Below are 19273 nucleotides of genomic sequence, written 5' to 3'. Positions count from 1 at the left end.
TTGAGCGCAGCGAAGCCCAACACGCCGGAGCCTATCCCCTCACCCCAACCCTCTCCCCAAGGGAGAGGGGGCTGTGCGGCACGGAGCTAAATCCCGGTGCTCTGCCCTATCCCCGCCACCCCGGATTCTCCAGCAACACCGCCATCCCCTGCCCGCCACCAATGCACACCGCCGCCACGCCATACCTGAGCCCCTCGGCGCGCAACTGACGCGCCAGGGTGATGGCCAGGCGCAGGCCGGTGGCGGCCAGCGGATGACCCAGGGCGATGGCGCCGCCGTGCACATTGAGGCGCGCCGGATCCAGCTCCAGGGCCTGCTGCACCGCCAGCAGCTGGGCGCCCTGGGCTTCGTTGATCTCCAGGCGGTCGATGGCGTCCAGGGTCAGGCCGGCGCGGTCGAGCAGGCCCTGGATGGCCGGTACCGGGCCGCTGCCCATGACGTCCGGCGGCACGCCTACCACGCAACTGCCGCGCACCCAGGCCAGTGCCCGTGCCGACGCGGCAGTCGCGCCCCGCGCCAGCAGCACGGCGGCGGCGCCGTCGGCCACCGCGCAGCTGTTGCCGGCGGTCTGGACGCCGCCCGGATGTACCGGCGTCAGCCGCGCCAGGGCCTCCGGCGACGTCTCGCGCGGATGGCTGTCATGCTCGACCACCGCGCAGCCCCGCGGCAGGCGCAATTCCCTTGGCGCCAGCCCCGCGGCCTCGAAGCGCGCCGCCGCCACCGGCACGATCTCTTCCGCGAACCAGCCCTGACGCTGGGCCGCCAGGGCGCGCTCGAAACTGCGCAGCGCCCAGGCATCCACGGCCTCGCGGGCGATGCCGTGGCGCTGCGCCAGGCGCTCCGCGGTGGCGATCATGTCCAGTCCGGCCGCCGGGTCCTTGAGCGCCTCCCAGAGGAAGTCGTGGAATTCCACCGGCGCGCCGAGGCGAAAGCCGCTGCGATGGGTGTAGGCGGCGATGGGATTGCGGGTCATGGACTCGGCCGCCACGCACAGCACCCGACTGGCCTGGCCGCTCTGCAATTGGTCACCGGCTTGGCGCAGCAGCTCCAGGCCGGTGCCGCAGACCCGTTGCACCTGCAGCGCCGGCACCGCCTCGGGCACCCCGGCATAGAGGCCGATGTGGCGTGGCAGCAGATAGGCATCGAAGCTGGCTTGGGCCACCGAGCCGGCCAGCACGGAGTCCACCGCCCCGGCCTCATGCCCGCGCGCCAGCAGCGCCCGCGCCACGGCGATACCCAGGTCGGTGGGTGATACCTGCCCCAGAGCGCCATTCAGATCGGTCCAGGGCGTGCGCACACCATCCAGCAGCAGGACATCGTCGTAGAGCGCACTCATTCCGGTAGGCATCGGGTACTCCTCTATTGCAGCAGATAGGCGTCGTAGACCACCGCCTTGCCCAGGCGCATGGCGCTGCCCACGCCTAGGGCGCGGTTGAGCCAGGCATAGGCCGGAGCGGCGGTCTCGAAGGTCAGGGTGACGCGAAAGAAGTAGCGCCGCGGGTCCACCGGCTTGCCGGCGGCCAGCTCGCGCATCACCTCCGGCGGGCCGTAGCGATAGCCCTTGGTCTGCAGATAGATCAGGGCGCCATCGTCGGTCTGCAGCAGATAGCGGGTGTCGATGATGGCCAGGCCATCGGCGGTCACCACCTGCCAGTCGGCGCCGTTGTCGAGGATCCGGCCGTGCAGGCGCTGGCCGTCGAAGCGACCGCCGGTGATGGGGATGATGCGCCGCTTGCCCAGGTCGCTGGTCTGGCCCAGCTCCCACACCGGCGCGTCGAGGGCTACCTCGAAGCGCGCCAGGGGTTCGAGCTGCAGCGGCGGCGGCGTGGCGGTGGCCGGATCGCCGTCCGCCGTAGCCGCGCGGGCCAGGCCGGTCAGCATCAGCAACGTGACCAGCAGCAGGCTACGCATGACCGGGAGCCTCCACGCGGGCGGTAGCCGCCGGCGCCGCCGTCCGCCGTTGCAGCAGGGCCAGCACCGCGCCCGCGGCCACCAGCACCGCCGGGGTGGTGGCCACCACCAGGGTTGCCGCGCCACCGCCCAGGGCCAGGACCTGGCCCGCCAGCAGCGGTCCGGCCATGGCGCCCAGGCGCCCGACTGCCACCGCCGCACCGGTTCCGGTCGCCCGTACCGCCGCCGGATAGAGCTGCGGCGCCAGGGCATAGAGCACCAGTTGGCCGCCGACCACGAACAGCCCGGCGGCGAAACCGGCCAGGGCCACCAGCGGATAGGCCTTGGCCAGACCCAGCCCGGCCAGACCCAGCAGGATGCCCAGGTAGATGGCCAGCACCGTCAGCCGTGGCCGCCAGCGATCCATGAGCAGGCCGAACAGCACCGAGCCGATGCCGCCGCCCAGGTTGAAGAGGATCTGCACCCCCACCGCCTGGCCGCGGCTGAAGCCCTGGCCCACCAGCAGCGACGGCAGCCAGTTGAGCAGCATGTACATCACCGTGAGGGTGAAGAAGTAGCCCAGCCACAGCAGCAGGGTGGTCGATAGCGGGATGGCGCCCAGCCAGGCCCCGCGCGGCCCGTTCGCCTGAGGTCCGCCTCGATTGCGCAGAAAGCCGGCGGTCTCCGCCAGGTAGCGTCCGAGCAGCGGCGCCACCAGCAGCGGCGCCAGGCCGCCGACATAGAACACCGTCTGCCAGCGGCCGACGTCCAGCAGCCCCACCACCGCCGCCAGGGCGCCACCCAGGGGTACGCCGCAGTACATCAGGCTGACCGCCGTGGCGCGGGCGCGCTCGTCCACCGACTCGGCGGACAGGGCGATCAGATTGGGCAGGGCGCCGCCCAGGCCGATGCCGGTGAGCAGCCGCGCCAGCAGCAGGCTCTCCAGACTCCAGACATGGGCGGTGGCCACCGAGAAGACCCCGAAGATCAGCACGCAGGCGATCAGCACCTTCTTGCGGCCGATGCGATCGGCGCACCAGCCGCCGATGAAGGCGCCGGGCAGCAGGCCGAGGATGCTGGCGCTGAACACCAGGCCCATCTGCCCCGGCTGGAAGCCGAAGGCCTTGGCCATGGCCGGGGCGGCGATGCCCATGGCCTGGAGGTCCATGCCCTCCAGCAGGGCGACGATAAAGCACAGCAGCAGGGTCAGGCGGGCCCCGGGCGGAACGGTCGAGAGCAGGCGCATGGTGGACTCCTCAGAAGCGGAAGGTGGTGGCGGCCATCAGGAAGCTGGTGTCGTCGCCAGCGGCCTGGCGCACGGCGGCGCCGGCCTGGAAGTAGCTGTACTCCAGGTCCAGGGTCAGGTTGGCGGTGGGCATCCAGCGCAGGTTGTTGCGCCAGAGGGTGCCGGCCTTGCGCGCCGAGCTGGCCGCGGTGCCCGGCACCGTGGTCATGCCCGGCAGGTAGACGCCATCTTCGGTGCTCTGCCGCCAGACGCCGAACAGCCCGCTTTCCAGCTGCAGGGTCGGTCGCGGCGCCAGGGTCAGCAGCGGGCCGACCAGATAGAGGTTGGCCAGGGTGGTGAGACCGGAGTCGCCATAGAAGCCATTCTTCGGATAGAGCGGATCGAAGGTGCCGACGCGGTCGTCGCCCAGGCCGTGATCGCCACTGGCGGCGTCCACCCGCAGGGCCAGACGCGGCTTCCAGGCGCCGCCCAGGCGATAGCCGGTTTCGCTGCTCAGGCCCCAGGCGCGGATCTGGGCCCCGGCCAGATGCCCGCCCTGCCCGGCCAGGTCCCAGCTCCAGTCCCAGGGACCGGCGTTGCCGAACAGGCGGATGCCGGCGGTGTAGCGCTTTTCCGCACCGGTCAGACCGTCCAGGGTGCGCTGATCGGTCTCCAGACCGAAGCCGTAGACATCGAGCTTGAGCGGTCCGACCAGCGGCAGGGTGCCGTAGAGGCCATAGAACTTGACCGCGTTGTTGGAGCCGTCGTCGAAGCTGTCCTCGCCGGTCACCACGGGTCTCAGGCCGAAGGCGTCCAGCCGGTAGCCGTCCGGACGGGTCCAGGCCAGGCGCAGACCGTCGAAGTTGAGGCGGATGTTGCGGGCGTCGCGGTAGGTGACGAAGGCCTGGTTGCCGTAGCCCAGCTCCTGGCGGCCGATGCGGGTCATCAGCTTGCCACCGGCTAGCGGCGTGTTGAGGTCGATGAAAGCCTGGTGCAGTTCGGTTCGGCTCTGGTCGTAGGGGCCGTAGAGCACCTTGTTCCAGGCGCGGGTGTTTTCCAGCTGGACGAAGGCGCGCACGGCGTCGTCGAACAGGTGCAGGTCGGCGTGCAGCTGCAGGCGCTGCTGGATGTAGTGATCGGTATCCACCCCACGCCGGCCAAAGACCGGATTGCGGATGCTATCGAAGCGATAGCGCGCCTCGCCGCCGGTCTGCAGCCAGGCCGAATCGCCAAGGCGCTGGTAGCGCAGCCCGTCGAAGGCGTCGGTGCGCTTGGCCGGATCGTCGAGGAAGCGATAGTCCTCGGCCCAGCGCGGCGGCCCGGGCGGCAGAGGACGCGCCGTCTCCAGGCTGTTGAGGGGCTTGGGGCGGGCACTTTCCAGGGTGGTGGAAGGCGCGGCGAAGGCGCCCTGGCTGGCCAGCAGGGAGGCGAGAGAGGCAAAGGCGAGGCACGAGCGGGCCCGTGCGCAGGCCTGGGGCGAGCGCGATGTCGACATGGTGTGAGTCCTGACGAAGGAAGCGGAAGCGCCTTGGGGCGCGAGGATCAGGGCCTAGCGGGCGCGGATCGGCTGATCGTCAGGAGGGAAAGCGGCGGGATAGCGAGCTGACATGGCGGGTGTTCCTTTCTTGTTGTTGTCATCACCGTAAGAGGCCGTATGGCCCTGGTTCGATGATGGTCGATGCCAAAAATGGATCAAGCCGTGCCACCCGAATTTGGCCGATTACCGAACGTTATATTTGTTAACTTTATCCCTGGGAGATGACTGGTCACCTGTGGCTATCAACGTCGCCTGACTCGCGATTTGTAACAATGCCCACTCCAGAGGGGTCCATGCAGAGGCCCGTACGGGTTAAGGTTCCTTCCCCCACGATCGAAAAGGCGAACTCATGAGCTCCAAGTCCCCTCTCCTGCTGGCCAGTGCCGCCCTCTTCACCCTGCTGGCCGGTTGCAGCTCGCATGAAACCCAGGACAGCCCGGCGGCCTCCTCGACCACGAGCGGCGCCGTCAGCAGCAGTGGCCGGTGCAACTCCGATGCGGTCCAGGATCTGGTTGGCAAGGCCCTCTCCCCGGCCCTGGCCGAGGAAGGCCGTCAGCGCGCCGGTGCCCAGGTCGTCCGCGTGGTCCGTCCGCAGGACCCCATGACCATGGACTTCAATTCCCAGCGCCTGACCATCACCACCAGCGCCAGTCTGGTAGTGCAAACCGCCACCTGCGGCTGATCCGCGCGCCCCTCGACCTGCCGGCCCAGGCCGCGCAGGTCGGTACGCTCCACTAGAGGCCGAAACCCTGGCGCAGGGCTGCCACGCTGTGGAAGTGAAAGGCCGGGCGCTGGCGCTCCAGTTCTTCCCGGCTGCCGAAGCCATAGCCCAGGGCTACCGCCGCCACGCCGTTTTCACGTGCGGCGATCAGGTCGTGCTCGCGATCGCCCAGCATAAGGCAACTTTCCGGCGCCAGCCCTTCGGTTTCCAGCACGAAACGCAGCAGCTCGGTCTTGTCGGTGCGGGTGCCATCCAGCTCGCTGCCATGCAGGGCGGTGAAGAACTCCGTCAGGGCGAAATGTCTGAGGATCTCCACGGCGAACACCCGCGGCTTGGCCGTCACCAGATAGAGCCGCCGCCCGGCCGCCTGCAGCTCGGCCAGCAACTCGCGGATGCCCGCATAGACCTCGTTCTCATAGAGACCGGTGGCGCGGAAATACCCCCGATAGGCCTCCACCGCGCGCCAGGCCCGCGCCTCGTCGAAGCCGTAGTGGGTCATGAAACTCTGCAGCAGCGGCGGGCCGATGAAGACCTCCAGCTTGTGCAGATCGGGCTCCTCGATGCCCTCGGCGCGCAGCGCCACCTGGATCGCCCGGGTGATGCCCAGGCGCGAATCGGTGAGGGTGCCATCGAGATCGAACAGCAGATGGGGGTGATGCATGGGGTGTCCTGGGCGGCGGGGATACTGGCCAGTATGGCGACCGGGGGCAGAGATCGGTAGGCTCGACTGCTCCACTGGAAATGAGTCTTGTTCGCTGATGCCGCTTTCGTCCCGTTTCTCCCGTCAGAGCGCCTGGCTGGCCCTGCCGCTGCTGCTCGCCCTCGCCGCTCCCGGCCAGGCCCGTCCCATCGATCAGCCCATGGATGCCCAGGTGCTCCAGCAGCCAGGCCACGGCTATGCCTTCAGCGAACTCCAGCTGGATTCCGTCGACGGCGCCCGCCACTACCAGGTATGGATCGCCCGACCCGCCACCCCGGCACCGGCCGCCGGCTATCCGGTGCTCTATCTGCTCGACGGCAACGCCGCCCTGGGCGGCCTGAACGCCGAGTTGCTCGATACCCTGGCCAAACGGCCCCATCCGCCCGTGCTGGTCGCGGTGGGCTATGTGGGCGGCAAGCGCATCGACGGCCCTGGCCGGGCCTACGATTACACGCCGTCGGCGCCTACCAGCGAACGCTTTCGCGAGATGGCCACCGGTGGCGCCGACGTCTTTCTCGCCTGGCTGCTGGACCGCCTGGAACCGGCAGTTGGCCGTCAGGTGCCGCTGGATCCCCGCCAGCGCGCGCTCTGGGGTCACTCCCTGGGCGGGCTGTTCGTCCTCCATGCCCTGCTCACCCGCCCCGACGCCTTCGCCCAGGGCTACGCCGTGAGCCCCTCGCTGTGGTGGAGCCCTACCGTGCTGCCGCAAGATGACGAGCAATTGAAGGCGCGTTTCAAGGCGCACCCGGCCCGCCTGGTGCTGCTGCAGGGCGGCGCCGAACGCGAACTGCCTGCGCACTTCCAGAGCGAGGTCCCTGCCGATGCCACCCGGCGCCTGGCCGACCGCCTCGGGCAGATACCCGGCATCCAGGTGCGCTACGAGGTGCTCGCAGGCCTGGGCCACGGACCCATGCTGCCGGCCTCGCTGAAAGCCGTGCTGAGCGAGTGGCGCTAGTCCGCCAGCCAGCGATACATCACCAGGCAATCCACCAGCCCCAGGCTGGCATGGCGATAGGCCCTGGGTAGGGTACCGACGATCTCGAAGCCGTGTTTCTGCCAGAGCCGCACCGCCACCTGGTTACTGGCCACCACCGAGTTGAATTGCATGGCCTGGAAGCCCAGTTCGCGAGCCACCTGCACGGAGTGCTCGCAGAGAGCACCGGCCACGCCCTGGCCACGGGCGGCGGGAGCGACCATGTAGCCGCAATTGCAGACGTGATCGCCCGGGCCCATGGCATTGGCCTTGAGGTAGTAGCTGCCGAGAATCTGGCCATCGCGTTCGGCGACGAAGGTTGCCCGGGGCAATTCCACCCATAGTCGCCAGGCGTCGTCGCGGCTCATGTCCGGGTCGTAGGCGTAGGTCTCCCGGGCCTGGGCGACCTGCTGGATCAGCGGCCAGACCTGGTCGAAATCGGCGGCTACGAAGGAGCGAATCTGCATGGGTGACTCCGGTGGGCGAAAGAGTCGCCAGTGTCGCCTAGCCGGCTGCCGCTGCCAAATCATCGCCCTCTTCCAGCAGTCCCTGACCGCCCTGGCGACAGGCCGCCAGCAACTCCTCGGCCAGGCCCTCGTCGTCCAGCGCCCGCGCCAGCGCCACGCCACCGATCAGGGTGGTGGCCAGCTGCAGCGCCCGGGCGCGCCGCTGCGCCGGCGGCCCCGACAGATCCCGTTCCAGCCGGCTGACGAAGCGCGCGAAGAAGCGCGTATAGCTGCCACGGATGGCGGCCTCCCGATGGGTGACATCGGCCGCCAGAAAGGCCAGCGGACAGCGCAGCGAATCGCCCTCGGCATGCTCGCGACTCAGGTAATGCTCGACCAGCTGGCCGAGGCCTGAGCCGCCGAGACTGTCGAGCCGGGCGCTGCCGACCTGGGCGGCATGGGCGATGGCCTGGTCATAGACCTCGGTCTTGGTGCGGAAGTGGTGATAGAAAGCGCCGCGGGTGAGACCGGCATCGGCCATCAGGTCATCGAGTCCGACCGCATCGAAGCCCCGGAGGGCGAACAGGCGGGCGGCGCTGTCGAGGATGCGCTGGCGGGTCTGCGCGCGCTGATCAAGGGGCCAGGCCATGGTTGCTCCAGATTATGTTCTTGAACATAAGGTCTCCTTTGCCAGCATGCAGCCTTCTTTGCAAGGAGCCTGCAGCATGACGCCCTATCTCTTCGGCCCCGTCTTCAGCACCCTGGTGCGCAGCGTGCGCCTCCATGCTCTGGAGCGCGGCCTGGACCTGCCCTGTGGCCTCGCCCCGGGTGGCCAGGCCATCGCCTGGCGCAGCGAGGCCCACCTGGCGCTACATCCCTTCGGCCAGGTGCCGGTGCTGCTCGATGGCGAGCAACGGATCTTCGAGACCCTCGCCATCTGCCGCCATCTCGATCGTCAACTCGCGCCGGAGCGCGGCGGCAATCCGGAGCAGGACGCCTGGAGCAGTGCCCTGCTGACCACAGTGGATACCCATCTGGTCCGCCGCTATCTGCTGCGGATCGCCGGGCCACGACCCGAGCCCTTCCGCACGCCGGAAGAGCAGCAGCGCGCCCTGGCCGCCGTCGACGCGACCCTGGGCGTGCTCGATCGCCAGCTGGGTGACCAGCGCTTTCTCTGCGGCGCCGAGTTCAGCCTGCCCGACGCCCTGCTGGTGCCCATGCTGGACTACCTGGAGCCCCTGCCGGAACTCCGCTGGCCGGCGAGCTGGCCCCGCCTCGCCGCCTATCTCGACCGCCTGCGCGCGCGACCCTCCGGCCAGGCGATCCTGGTGGCGACCGACTTCAAGCTGCGGTGAGCCCATAAGAACCACTGGAGCTACCGGTGACCACTTACCGTCCCCAACACACCCCACCATCCCCTCTCCCTCGGGGAGAGGGCCAGGGTGAGGGCTCACCCACCGCCCCCGCCTACCTGCTAGCCTTGGAAGCTCCCTCCTCAGCCCAAGGACCGCCCATGACCACCGTCCGCCCCATCGCCCTCGTCACCGGTGCCTCCCAGGGCATCGGCCGCGCCGTCGCCCTCGGCCTACTGCAGGACGGCTTCCGCGTGGTCCTGGCTGCCCGCCGCGCCGAACCCCTGGAGGCCCTCGCCGAAGAGGCCCGGCAAAAGGGCGGCGAAGCCCTGGCGGTACCCTGCGATGTCACCGATGCCGCCAGCGTCGAGGCCCTGTTCGCCCGCATCCGCGACACCTATGGCCGTCTCGACCTGCTGTTCAACAATGCCGGCGTCGGCGCACCGGCGGTGCCCATCGACGAACTGGAGCTGGACGCCTGGCACCGGGCGGTCAACACCAACCTCACTGGGGTCTTTCTCTGCAGTCGGGCCGCCTTCGCCCTGATGCGCGCGCAGTCGCCCCGTGGCGGGCGCATCATCAATAACGGCTCCATCTCGGCGCACACGCCCAGGCCCTTCAGCGCGCCCTACACCGCCACCAAGCACGCCGTGGCCGGTCTGACCAAGGCCCTGGCTCTGGACGGTCGCGCCTTCGATATCGCCTGCGGCCAGATCGACATCGGCAACGCCGCCACCGAGATGACCGAGCGCATGGCGAGCGGCGTACTCCAGGCCGACGGCAGCACCGCGGTGGAGCCACGCATGGACGTCAAACACGTCGCCGACGCCGTCCGCTACATGGCCAGCCTGCCACTGGACGCCAACGTCCAGACGCTGACGGTGATGGCGACCAAGATGCCCTATGTGGGTCGGGGCTAAGGGGTTCCACGTGGAACCCAATCAGACAGGGAGCAGGAAATGAATCCAACCGAAGTCGTCTCCTTCTGGCGCACCGCCGGCCGCCGCCAGTGGTTCAACGGCGGCCCTGCCTTTGACGCCGAATGCCGCACTCGCTTCGAGGCCGCGCATCTGGCCGCCAGCCGCGGGGAACTGGACGGCTGGGCCACCGGCGCCGAAGGCGCCCTGGCCCTGTGCCTGCTGCTCGATCAGATCCCGCGCAATATCTATCGTCATAGCGGCCACGCCTTCGCCACCGACGGCCTGGCCTTGAGGCACGCGCGCCAGGCGATCGACGCCGGTCTGGATCAGCAGGTCGAAGCCGAGTTGCGCGCCTTCTTCTATCTGCCGTTCGAACACTCCGAAGTCCTGGCCGATCAGCAGCGCTCGCTCGCCTTGTTCGAGGACCTGGGCATCGAGCACTACCGGCGCTATGCCGAGGCCCACTTGGAGGTGATCGCTCGCTTCGGTCGCTTCCCGCACCGCAACCGGGCGCTGGGGCGGCTCAATACGCCGGAGGAACAGGCCTGGCTGGATGCTGGCGGCGGTTTCTAGCCGTTTCTTCTAGCCGCCGAGACAGGCTGCCTCAGCCCCGCCACTCCACCACCAGATCCGCCCGCGCCCGATCGCCGTCGATCAGTCGCGCATTGGGCTCGTCGGTGCTTTCCACCCAGGCCTCGGCGTCCGCGCGGCTGCGGCCGAAATGCATGTGACGGGCGACCAGCCGCTCGCGACGCTCCGCGGGATCGACGCGCACATACCAGCACTCGTCGAACACCTCGGCGACATCGCTCCAGGGCGCCTGCGTCAGCAGCAGGTAGTTGCCCTCGCTGATAACCAGCTGGGTCTCGGCGGGGACCGGGATGGCATTGGCGATGGGCTCTTCGATCTCGCGATTGAACAGTGGCGCATAGACGGTCTCCCCGGCCATTGGCGTCTTGAGTCGCTGCAGCAGGGCGCGATAGCCACGGGCGTCGAAGGTGTCCGGCGCGCCCTTGCGCTGGGCGCGACCCAGGCGGGCCAGCTCGCGATTGGCCAGGTGATAGCCGTCCATGGGCACCACCACGGCGCGCGCGCCGAGCGCCGCCGCCAGCAACTCGGCCACGGTCGACTTGCCCGCGCCCGGAGTGCCCGCGATGCCCAGCAGGCGACGTCCACCCTGGGCCAGCAGCGTCTCGGCACGAGCCAGGAGTTCGGCGGGAAGTTGCAGGCCATCGACCGGACGCTGACTGCTCATGCCGGCACCCCCGGCAGTGAACGGATGGAAACGGCAGGCGGGCACGGGAAAGCGGTCATGGCGGAGGTTCCGGCAGTGGGGATCGCGGCACGCTAGCACCCAGCAGAGCTGGTCGTCGACTTGGAGGCTGTGCCGGCGGAAAGCGATCACAGTCTGCAGCCATACGAGCGGATCACCGCTGCGCCCCCTCGGCATCCACCCGGCGCTCTCGTACACTCCGCTTCCAATCGGCCGCAGGCCGCCGTGTGCCTTATACAAAGGGATTTGGTCGCCATGAAGAAACCGCTACTTACCACCCTCGCCGGCGTAACCCTGGTGGTCGTCGGTACCGCCGTGGGCGGCGCCTGGTACACCGGTACCCGGCTGGAAGGCGAATTGCGCCAGGCCGCGAGCCAGGCCCAGGTGGCCCTGCAGGCGCAACTGCCCGAGTACCCCTTGCAGCTGCAACTGGTCGAGCTGCAGCGCGGTGTCTTCAGCAGCACCGCCACCTTCAGCCTGACCGTGCAGGCCGAGGACCGCCCGCCCGTGGAAGTGCTGCGGGTGCTCGACGACATCCAGCACGGCCCCTTCCCCCTGACCCGCCTCAAATCCCTGCAGCTGGCGCCGGTCATGGCGGTCAACTGCTTCACCCTGGCGCGCACGCCGCTCACCGCCGATCTCTTCACCCTGGCCAAGGGCGCCGAACCCGTGCGGCTCGACGCCACCCTGGGCTACGACCGCACGGTGGACGGCGGTCTGACCCTGGCCGCCCTGCACCTGGACCAGCCCCAGGGCGCGGTGGCCTTCTCCGGTCTGAACGCCACCTTCCATACCGACATGGAGGCCAGCCGACTGCGTCTGGACAGCACGGTCGGCCAATTCAGCCTCAATGTGCGTACGCCGGATGGCTGGGCCAAACTGGAGACCGAAGGTTTCGGGCTGACCGGCGACAATCGCCGCAATGCCGATGGCTTCTGGCTGGGCCCGGGTCAGCTGCGCCTGGGGCGCCTGCTGCTGGCCATGCCCGGCAAGCCCGCGGTGGAGCTGCGGGACCTGCAGCTCCAGGGCGACACCCAACAACAGGGCCAGCAGCTGGCGGGGACGCTTAATGCCAGCCTCGGCCGACTCGACATCGCCGGCCAGACCCTGGGCAAGGCGAGTCTGAGCAGTCACTACAGCAATCTCGACAGCCCGGCCCTGGCCCAGCTCAACGCCCTGCTGCAGCACCTGCAGCTGGATACCGAGCAGGGTCTCGATCCCACCACCCAGGCGACCCTGCAGCAGCACCTCGGCGATGTGCTCGCCGCGCGCCCCCAACTGGTGGTGGATGACCTGCGCTTCGATACCCCCGGCGGCAGCAACCACCTGCGCCTGGACCTGACCCTGGCCAAGCCGGCGACCTACGATCTGCCGCCGGAGCAACTCGCGGCCGAGCTGCTGGCCGGTCTCGATGCGCGCCTGTCGGTGGCGCGGGGCAGCCTGGTGGATGGCGTCCTGTTCCAGGCGGGCGCCCAGCGCAGCCAGCCGGCCATGCAGCAACAGGCCCAGGCCACCGCCGAAGCCCTGGCCGGCATCGGCCTGAACAGCGGCCTGCTCAAGGCCGAGGGCGAGGATCTGGTGGCCACCCTGAATTACAGCGCCGGGCGGCTGATGCTCAACGGCCAGGAGGTACCGCCGGAACAGCTGCTGGCCCTGCTGGAGCGCCCGCAACCCGCGGCACCTGCCAAACCCCAGGGCAAGGCGCCGCAGCGCTAGTGAATGTTTGGGCTGTTGGGCTTCGGCGATAGAACTGCCTCAACCCAACCTACGTAGGGTCTTGTAGGTTGGGTTGAGCAAGGCGAAGCCCAACGATGCTCGTCACCGCTGGCCGTTGGGCTTCGACGATAAAGCCGTCTCAACCCAACCTACGCAGGCTCCGTAGATTGGGTTGAGCAACACAAAGCCCAACGCCCCAACCGCCCTACTTCAACTCCAGCCCGCCACTGGCCTTGTTCAGCTCGCGCAGGTGGTTGCCGAGCAGGTCCAGGTTGGCTTCGGTCAGGTCCAGGCCGTCGCGGGCCTCTGGCGAGAGCAGCTGGCGGACCTCGTTGTTGAGGGTGTCTCTGAGGCTGCGCAGGTGCGCCTGGCGCTTCTGGCTCTCGGCGGTCAGTTGCTCCCACTCGCCCGGTTGCGGCAGGCCGTAGCCGTCGGTGCCCAGCAACTCGGCGGGGCGGCTCAGGTAGCCGCTGTCCTTGAGGATCTGCTCCAGGGCGCCACCGGCCTTGCCGAAGCGCGCCTTGTCCACCGCATCCTGGCCCAGGTAGCGATCCTTGAGCTCGGTCTGCGCCTGCAGCAAGGCCCGGCGATAGGCCGCCTGCTCCAAGAGCAGCAAGGCGGCGCTGGCGCGCAGATCGGCGCGCTGGAATTGCTCGCGGCGCTGCTGCGGGGTCAGCGCCAGCCAGGCCTCGACGTCCGCCTGGGGCAGGTTCAGGCGCTCCCTGGCCACCTTGAACATCGCCTGGAAGCGCTCGCGGAAGCTGTCGAAGCGATAGCCCAGCCGCAGCGCCTCGCGCGGATCGTCCAGCACCGAGGTGTCCACCAGATCCTTGAACCTGAGCGCATCCATCAGCCCGGTGGGGGTGATGACATCGAGCTGGGCAGCGGCCAGGCGCGGTACCCCGTCGTGCAGGAGCTTGAAGGTCTCCACCGCGCAGTTGTTGGTGACGAAGTAGTACTGGCCGTCATAGCTCCAGTGCACCTGGGCGGTCCGCTCGAGGAAGTCGGCGATCTCCGGGCGGGTCAGCTTGAGCGGGACCGATTGCAGGCCGCGCAGCTCCACCTTGGTGTACTCGTCCACCACCTGGGCCAGCGGCAGCACGAACAGCCGCGAGGGATAGGAGCCGGTCAGGCCACGCCAGCTGGAGAGCTGGACGTCGTTGACGAAGGCGCGGAACGACAGCACCAGGTGGTATTGCAGGTCCAGCCGGCAATCCGGGCCGCGCGGCCGGCCAGGGGCGCAGACCACCAGGCGCAGCATGCTGTGGCCCCAGCGGCTCATGACCTGCTCGTTGCCCTCGGCCAGCAGGTAGTCGACCGCATAGACCCGCTCCGGATCGAGCCAACCCAGGGGCGCCTCGCCGAAGTCGTTGCCGGCGTTGAGATAGGGATAGCGCCCCGGACAGGCATCGTGCGCCGGCGACCAGCCGAAGTGCTCGGCAAAGTAGCGCTGCAGCGCCGGCCGCCGGCAGGCATAACTGGGATCGAGCAGAAAGTACTCCATGTTCACCGCCACGAATTCCTTCGGGTTGGTGACTTCATAGAGATCGGGACTGCGGGCGATGAAGAGGTTCTTGGACTCGCGATTGCCATGCTTGCGCGTCTTCACCTGCCAACCGGCCAGGTCCAGCAGCCGCGGATCGTCGGACAGGGTGTAGCTGCGCCCGGCCTGGCCCTGGCATTTCACCGGCAGCTGGTCGGAGGTCAGCCCCAGGCCGCCGCAGGAGAGGATCAGCTGGCGCTGCTCGGGCGTCCAGACGCGCTCGCGGTCATAGAAGTGGGTCAGCTCGTGCAGCACCGTGGCCAGCAGTTCGCGGTGCTGGGTGCCGTGGGGGCGGCCGGTCTGGATGCGGGTGTCGCTGCCGTCCACCAGACTGGGCAGCAGGCGGCGATTGAGCAGCAGGTTGCGCCGATCCGCCTCGCCATAGGCTTCTTCCAGCAGCTCGCTGCTCCAGCGTACCGGGATGCGCTCATCCAGCGCCGCCTTGAATTTGGGTGGCAGCAGGGCCTGGGCTTCAGCCAGCAGTTGCTGGGTCGCTTGGATCTGCGCGGGCGTCAGGCCCTGAGTGTCGAGTTCGAGGTGCAGGGCGGCCTGGGCCCCGCCAAGGGCCAGGCCGGCCGCGAGGCCGGCCAGCCACTGCCGCAGCCGGCCGGCGCGGTTCTTCACAGCGCCAGGATGGCCTGGGCCAGCTGCAGGTCGTTGGCCTGGCGTGCGGCCGGGAACTGGTCGCGCAGGCTGCGGAAGGCTTCTTCCAGCTGGACGCCACGGATGTCGCCGTCGGTGGCGACGAAGCTGGCGGCATCGCCACGCGCGGCCTGGATCATCTTGGCGTCGCGGATGGAGGTAGTGGTGTCGGAGGTGAAGTCGATGCTGCGCTGCAGCGCCCGCACCACGATGTTACTGGTGGCCACCAGGGTCTGGGCCTGAGCCAGACTCGAAACGCCCAGGGTCAGGGCAGCGGCGATAAGCAGGGAACGGCGCATGGATACTCCAGGGATGTCACGGAATTGAAACGGACTACTGACTCAGAATCGCCTGGGCGAGTTCCCGGTCGGAGGCGTGCAGCGCCGGATCGGCCACGCGTAGGGCTCTCAAGGTTTCTTCCAGCTGGGCACCGCGCAGGGCGCCGTCGGTGGCGACGAAGGCCGCGGCATCGTCACGGGCCGCCAGGACCAGCTTGTTCTGGAAGGGGCCGGTGGTGAGCTGGCTGGTGCCGTAGATGGTCTTGACCAGACCCTCGGTGGTGGAGTCGAACGCCAGGACCGGCGTGGCGAGACAGAGGCCGAGCAACAGCGCGGCAGAACGACGGATATGCATGGATGACGACCCTCCGGTGGCAGATGGTCGCCAAGGCTAACGCAGCCCCCCGTTCCGGGCTAGCAGCCACGGGGTACGGGGGTATCACGGTGTTGCGCGTCAGATGGCGAGAATCGCCTGGGCCAGCTGGTCATCACTGGCCTGACGCAGTGCGGGCGCCTGGCTGCGCAGGTGGTCCAGCGCCGCTTCCAGGCGTACGCCGCGGATGTCGCCGGCGCTGCCAACGTAGGTGGCCGCATCGTCACGGGCTTCCTGGACCAGCTTGTCGTTCTTGAAGGACCCGGTAATGGACGAGGTGGTGTCCGAGGTCGCATCGATGGCGTTGACGATGATGTCGGTGGTGACATAGAAACTCGACGCCGAGGCGGCGGTGGACAGGCAGAACAGCGCCGCGGCGGCGCCCAGGTGCAGGGTTTTCATGGGGGACTCCCGTCTGGATAGGCTTGACTGAGACTACCGTCAGCCGGAGGAAGTCGCACCTCGGCGCAGATTTTCACTCCCGCCAGAAGGGCTTGCCGCCTTCGCGGTACTGATCCGCGAGATTCAGTCCCAGATCGGCCAGGGCGCGGCTGTCCAGTTGCTGCAGTTGCCGTCGGCTCTGGACCCGCGATCGCCAGCGGACGAGCAGCTCGCACAGGTGGCGTAATCCACGCCGGTGAATGACGAAACGGGCAAGGGCGATACCGGGCGATAAGCGATCCATGGCGAGATCCAGCGAGGTGGCAGAGGAGTCTCAGCTTCGCCGCTGGCGCCGGAGCGAACCACTTACAGCTGCGCGACACTGTATCCGTACAAAATTAAAAATTTTTAATCTGTACCTGTCGCTCCTGTCCGGACCGCTCTAGCACGGCGGACTGCGCCGGTTGGAAGGCACCCGGCTGTATCCCCGCCCTGCGGCGTATGCCTGATCTGCCCGAGTCGCTACAATCGACCCTTTCAGCGCCCATTCGCGAGAGGCACCGCCATGAGCTTCAAAGTTTTCGTCGACGGCCAGGAAGGCACCACCGGCCTGCGTCTGCTGGACTACCTGACCGGCCGTTCGGACATCGAACTGCTGCGCATCGACGAGAGCAAGCGCAAGGACCCGGCCGAACGCGCGCGTTTCCTCAATGCCGCCGATGTGGCCTTTCTCTGCCTGCCCGATGCTGCCTCTCGCGAAGCAGTGAGCCTGGTGACCAATCCCAACACCTGCATCATCGACGCCAGCACCGCCTTCCGCACCGATAGCGGCTGGACCTACGGCCTGCCGGAACTGGCGCCCGGTCAGCGCGAAGCGCTGCGCGCCAGCAAGCGCATCGCCAACCCCGGCTGCCACGCCACCGCCTTCATCCTGCTGGCCCGGCCGCTGGTGGATGCCGGTCTGCTGGCCCCGGACACCCCACTGTCGGCCTTTTCCCTGACCGGCTACAGCGGTGGCGGCAAGCAGATGATCGCCGCCTACGAAGCCGGCGGCGAGGCGCGCCTGCTGAGTCCGCGTCCCTATGCCATGGGCCAGGGCCACAAGCACCTGCCGGAAATGCGCGTGCAGAGCGGTCTGGCCGCCGCGCCGGTGTTCAGCCCCATTGTCGGTCCCTTCCTCAAGGGCCTGGCGGTGACCATCCCGCTGCACGCCAGCCAGCTGCGCCCGGGCACCAGCGCGGCCGACCTGCAGGCGGCGCTGGCCCGTCACTATGACGGCGAAGCCTTCATTCGGGTGGCGCCGGTAGCTGCCGAGGAGGAGTTGGACAATGGCTTCTTCGACGTCCAGGCCAGCAACGACACCAACCGCGCCGACCTCTTCGTCTATGGCAATGCCGAGCGGATGACGCTGGTGGCGCGCCTGGACAATCTGGGCAAGGGCGCTGCGGGCGCTGCGGTTCAGTGCATGAACGTGCACCTGGGCGCCGACGAGGGTCTGGGGCTCGCCAGCGGCCGCTAGTCAGGGCGCTGGCTTTCTGCACGGGCGGGGCGAACCTTTCTCGAGGCGCCCCGTCTGAATTGCTGAACGGTTCGGATAACCGTTCTGCTCCTTTGCTGTTTAGTGTTGGCAGATGCTGGACCCCTGCTGTGGCGGTCCAGTCTTGAACTCCGGACTTCTCCCCTCCCCCGATGGAAGTCCGGAGTTTTTTTATGCCTCGGCGGCGGGCTCGTCGAGACCCAGCCAACTGGCCAGCACCCGCTGGGCATCTTCTATCCCCTGGCGCTTGGGCGCCGAGAACAGCTGGATGCTGGCGGTATCGCCCCAGCCCTGACGCACCTCGCGCTGCACCTTGAGCAGGGCGTTCTTCTGCGCGCCGAAGGCCAGCTTGTCGGCCTTGGTCAGCAGGATGTGCAGCGGCATGGAACTGGCCTGGGCCCAGTCCAGCATCAGACGGTCGAATTCGGTCAGCGGATGGCGGATATCCATCATCAGCACCACGCCGCTGAGCGAATTGCGGCTGCTCAGATAGGCTTCCAGGTGCTCCTGCCAATGCTGCTTGAGCGGGATCGGCACCTTGGCGTAGCCATAGCCGGGCAGGTCCACCAGGCGCCGCTCCTCGTCGAGGGTGAAGAAGTTGAGCAGCTGGGTGCGTCCCGGCGTCTTCGAGGTGCGCGCCAGGTTGGCGTGGGTCAGGGTGTTGAGCGCACTGGACTTGCCGGCGTTGGAGCGGCCGGCGAAGGCCACTTCCAGACCGCTGTCGAGCGGGCACTGATCGACCTTGGCGGCGCTGATGAGAAAGGACGCCTGCTGGCACAGACCGACGATGGGATTCTTGAAGCTGGACATGGGGGTACTCGCGAGCGCGCGGCAAAGCCAGCAGTATATCGGATGCGCTGGGCGAGGGCCGCGCTCCTGGCAACCTGAACGAAGCCTGAACATGGCCGGCCTCGACCGCGTCAGCGACTAGGCGCGGCGATGCACCCGGCTACAATGCCCGCAATCCGTCATGCCCGGTTGGTGGGCGTGCTTTCTTCCAGGAGTAGTCCCATGCGCAACCTGCTTTTCTCCGCCGTGTTCGCCGCCGCCAGTCTGTTCGGCGCGGCCGCCCATGCCGACGACATCCAGGCCGGCAAGCAGTACACCGAACTGAGCAGTCCGGTTCCGGTGTCCGAACCCGGCAAGATCGAAGTGGTTGAGCTGTTCTGGTACGGCTGCCCGCACTGCTACGCCTTCGAGCCCACCCTCAACGCCTGGTCCAAGAAGCTGCCCGACGACGTCACCTTCAAGCGCGTGCCGGCCATGTTCGGTGGCGTCTGGAACGTCCATGGTCAGCTGTTCGTGACCCTGGAAGCCATGGGCGTGGAAGCCAAGGTGCACGACGCCGTCTTCGCCGCCATCCACAAGGAGCACAAGAAGCTCGCCACACCCGAAGAGATGGCCGACTTCCTCGCCACCCAGGGCGTGGATCGTGACAAGTTCCTCAGCACCTACAACTCCTTCGCCGTGAAGGGTCAGGTGGAAAAGGACAAGAAACTGGCCATGGCCTATCAGATCACCGGCGTACCGACCATGGTGGTCAACGGCAAGTATCGCTTCGACCTGGGCTCCTCAGGTGGTCCGGACGAAACCCTGAAGGTCGCCGACTTCCTGATCCAGAAAGAACGCGCCGCCAAGTAAGCTTCATCCGCCGCCGCGTCCTGCGGCGGCGGCTCCTCAGTTCGTCCCGCCCAAGCGGCCTCTGGTCGTCCTGCTCAAACTTTCCCCGAAACCGCCGATACCCTAGCCACTATCAAGTTGGTTGG

22 protein-coding genes are annotated in these 19273 nt (G+C 68.2%); 8 read left to right on the top strand and 14 right to left on the bottom strand.

Annotation, left to right across the window (positions count from 1 at the left end):
• Positions 1-106: 106 nt before the first annotated feature.
• Genes NRG74_RS18060 through NRG74_RS18045 form a run of 4 tightly spaced genes read right to left on the bottom strand, consistent with a single transcriptional unit; the run spans position 107 to position 4610 of the window.
• On the bottom strand, positions 107-1336 hold the full coding sequence (locus NRG74_RS18060) for a thiolase family protein (protein WP_437181199.1): 1230 nt from the start codon (positions 1334-1336) through the stop codon (positions 107-109).
• A gap of 23 nt (positions 1337-1359) precedes the next feature.
• Positions 1360-1911, bottom strand: coding sequence for a DUF3237 domain-containing protein (locus NRG74_RS18055; protein ID WP_093253140.1), 552 nt, complete (start codon positions 1909-1911; stop codon positions 1360-1362).
• Positions 1904-3136: a 3-(3-hydroxy-phenyl)propionate transporter MhpT gene (mhpT, locus tag NRG74_RS18050; protein ID WP_257704977.1), complete on the bottom strand. Its 1233-nt coding sequence runs from the start codon at positions 3134-3136 to the stop codon at positions 1904-1906. Before mhpT ends, NRG74_RS18055 begins: the two co-directional genes overlap by 8 nt.
• A 10-nt stretch (positions 3137-3146) precedes the next feature.
• Positions 3147-4610: an alginate export family protein gene (locus tag NRG74_RS18045; protein ID WP_257704976.1), complete on the bottom strand. Its 1464-nt coding sequence runs from the start codon at positions 4608-4610 to the stop codon at positions 3147-3149.
• A gap of 391 nt (positions 4611-5001) precedes the next feature.
• Between NRG74_RS18045 and NRG74_RS18040 the strand changes: the two genes are divergently transcribed.
• The gene (locus NRG74_RS18040; RefSeq protein ID WP_017639258.1) at positions 5002-5334 is read left to right on the top strand and encodes an I78 family peptidase inhibitor; all 333 of its coding nucleotides are present in this window, start codon (positions 5002-5004) and stop codon (positions 5332-5334) included.
• 52 nt (positions 5335-5386) lie between these two features.
• On the opposite strand, the gene NRG74_RS18035 is transcribed toward NRG74_RS18040, so the two are convergent.
• Positions 5387-6034: an HAD-IA family hydrolase gene (locus NRG74_RS18035; protein ID WP_017639257.1), complete on the bottom strand. Its 648-nt coding sequence runs from the start codon at positions 6032-6034 to the stop codon at positions 5387-5389.
• 97 nt (positions 6035-6131) lie between these two features.
• On the opposite strand from NRG74_RS18035, the gene NRG74_RS18030 reads away from it, so the two are divergent.
• Positions 6132-7028, top strand: a complete 897-nt coding sequence (locus NRG74_RS18030) for an alpha/beta hydrolase (RefSeq protein WP_257704975.1) — start codon at positions 6132-6134, stop codon at positions 7026-7028.
• Here the strand turns inward: NRG74_RS18030 and NRG74_RS18025 are convergent.
• Positions 7025-7513 (bottom strand): GNAT family N-acetyltransferase, encoded by a 489-nt coding sequence (locus tag NRG74_RS18025; RefSeq protein ID WP_093253114.1) that lies wholly within the window; start codon positions 7511-7513, stop codon positions 7025-7027. The two genes, NRG74_RS18030 and NRG74_RS18025, sit on opposite strands and share 4 nt — an antisense overlap.
• A gap of 37 nt (positions 7514-7550) precedes the next feature.
• Positions 7551-8141: a TetR/AcrR family transcriptional regulator gene (locus tag NRG74_RS18020; protein WP_257704974.1), complete on the bottom strand. Its 591-nt coding sequence runs from the start codon at positions 8139-8141 to the stop codon at positions 7551-7553.
• 76 nt (positions 8142-8217) lie between these two features.
• Between NRG74_RS18020 and NRG74_RS18015 the strand changes: the two genes are divergently transcribed.
• The 3 genes from NRG74_RS18015 to NRG74_RS18005 all read left to right on the top strand — a co-directional run bounded on the left by NRG74_RS18015 (position 8218) and on the right by NRG74_RS18005 (position 10337).
• The gene (locus tag NRG74_RS18015; protein ID WP_257704973.1) at positions 8218-8847 is read left to right on the top strand and encodes a glutathione S-transferase family protein; all 630 of its coding nucleotides are present in this window, start codon (positions 8218-8220) and stop codon (positions 8845-8847) included.
• 158 nt (positions 8848-9005) lie between these two features.
• Positions 9006-9764 carry an SDR family oxidoreductase gene (locus NRG74_RS18010; RefSeq protein ID WP_257704972.1) on the top strand — a complete coding sequence of 253 codons (759 nt, stop codon included), beginning with the start codon at positions 9006-9008 and terminating at the stop codon, positions 9762-9764.
• Between the two features lie 39 nt (positions 9765-9803).
• A complete protein-coding gene (locus tag NRG74_RS18005; protein WP_257704971.1) occupies positions 9804-10337 on the top strand; it encodes a DUF924 family protein in 534 nt (177 codons plus the stop codon).
• A 31-nt stretch (positions 10338-10368) separates the two neighbouring features.
• Here the strand turns inward: NRG74_RS18005 and NRG74_RS18000 are convergent, their stop codons facing one another.
• The gene (locus NRG74_RS18000) at positions 10369-11019 is read right to left on the bottom strand and encodes a nucleoside/nucleotide kinase family protein (RefSeq protein ID WP_257704970.1); all 651 of its coding nucleotides are present in this window, start codon (positions 11017-11019) and stop codon (positions 10369-10371) included.
• A 273-nt stretch (positions 11020-11292) separates the two neighbouring features.
• Between NRG74_RS18000 and NRG74_RS17995 the strand changes: the two genes are divergently transcribed.
• On the top strand, positions 11293-12753 hold the full coding sequence (locus NRG74_RS17995) for a YdgA family protein (protein WP_257704969.1): 1461 nt from the start codon (positions 11293-11295) through the stop codon (positions 12751-12753).
• Positions 12754-12958: 205 nt separating this feature from the next.
• Here NRG74_RS17995 and NRG74_RS17990 read toward each other — a convergent pair whose 3' ends face one another.
• From NRG74_RS17990 to NRG74_RS17970, 5 genes are all read right to left on the bottom strand, one after another.
• Complete coding sequence (locus NRG74_RS17990; protein WP_437181157.1) at positions 12959-14920, bottom strand: DUF7844 domain-containing protein; 1962 nt, start codon at positions 14918-14920, stop codon at positions 12959-12961.
• A complete protein-coding gene (locus NRG74_RS17985; protein WP_007160025.1) occupies positions 14917-15237 on the bottom strand; it encodes a DUF2388 domain-containing protein in 321 nt (106 codons plus the stop codon). The genes NRG74_RS17990 and NRG74_RS17985 overlap by 4 nt, the downstream gene beginning before the upstream one ends.
• 34 nt (positions 15238-15271) lie before the next feature.
• Positions 15272-15571, bottom strand: coding sequence for a DUF2388 domain-containing protein (locus NRG74_RS17980; protein ID WP_257704968.1), 300 nt, complete (start codon positions 15569-15571; stop codon positions 15272-15274).
• 99 nt (positions 15572-15670) lie between these two features.
• A complete protein-coding gene (locus tag NRG74_RS17975; RefSeq protein ID WP_132832712.1) occupies positions 15671-15991 on the bottom strand; it encodes a DUF2388 domain-containing protein in 321 nt (106 codons plus the stop codon).
• A gap of 73 nt (positions 15992-16064) precedes the next feature.
• Positions 16065-16274, bottom strand: coding sequence for a DUF1127 domain-containing protein (locus tag NRG74_RS17970; protein WP_064307700.1), 210 nt, complete (start codon positions 16272-16274; stop codon positions 16065-16067).
• A gap of 261 nt (positions 16275-16535) precedes the next feature.
• Here NRG74_RS17970 and argC point away from each other — a divergent pair, with 261 nt between their 5' ends.
• The gene (gene argC, locus NRG74_RS17965) at positions 16536-17489 is read left to right on the top strand and encodes an N-acetyl-gamma-glutamyl-phosphate reductase (protein ID WP_017639245.1); all 954 of its coding nucleotides are present in this window, start codon (positions 16536-16538) and stop codon (positions 17487-17489) included.
• 189 nt (positions 17490-17678) lie between these two features.
• Here the strand turns inward: argC and yihA are convergent, their stop codons facing one another.
• The gene (yihA, locus tag NRG74_RS17960) at positions 17679-18317 is read right to left on the bottom strand and encodes a ribosome biogenesis GTP-binding protein YihA/YsxC (RefSeq protein WP_017639244.1); all 639 of its coding nucleotides are present in this window, start codon (positions 18315-18317) and stop codon (positions 17679-17681) included.
• Positions 18318-18518: 201 nt separating this feature from the next.
• On the opposite strand from yihA, the gene NRG74_RS17955 reads away from it, so the two are divergent.
• The gene (locus tag NRG74_RS17955; protein ID WP_017639243.1) at positions 18519-19148 is read left to right on the top strand and encodes a thiol:disulfide interchange protein DsbA/DsbL; all 630 of its coding nucleotides are present in this window, start codon (positions 18519-18521) and stop codon (positions 19146-19148) included.
• Positions 19149-19273: the final 125 nt, after the last annotated feature.

This window comes from Pseudomonas oryzihabitans (assembly GCF_024652905.1).
GTDB lineage: Bacteria > Pseudomonadota > Gammaproteobacteria > Pseudomonadales > Pseudomonadaceae > Chryseomonas > Chryseomonas benzopyrenica.
Note: the sequence above shows the minus strand (reverse complement) of the source record. Positions and strands in the feature narration are given on the sequence as shown.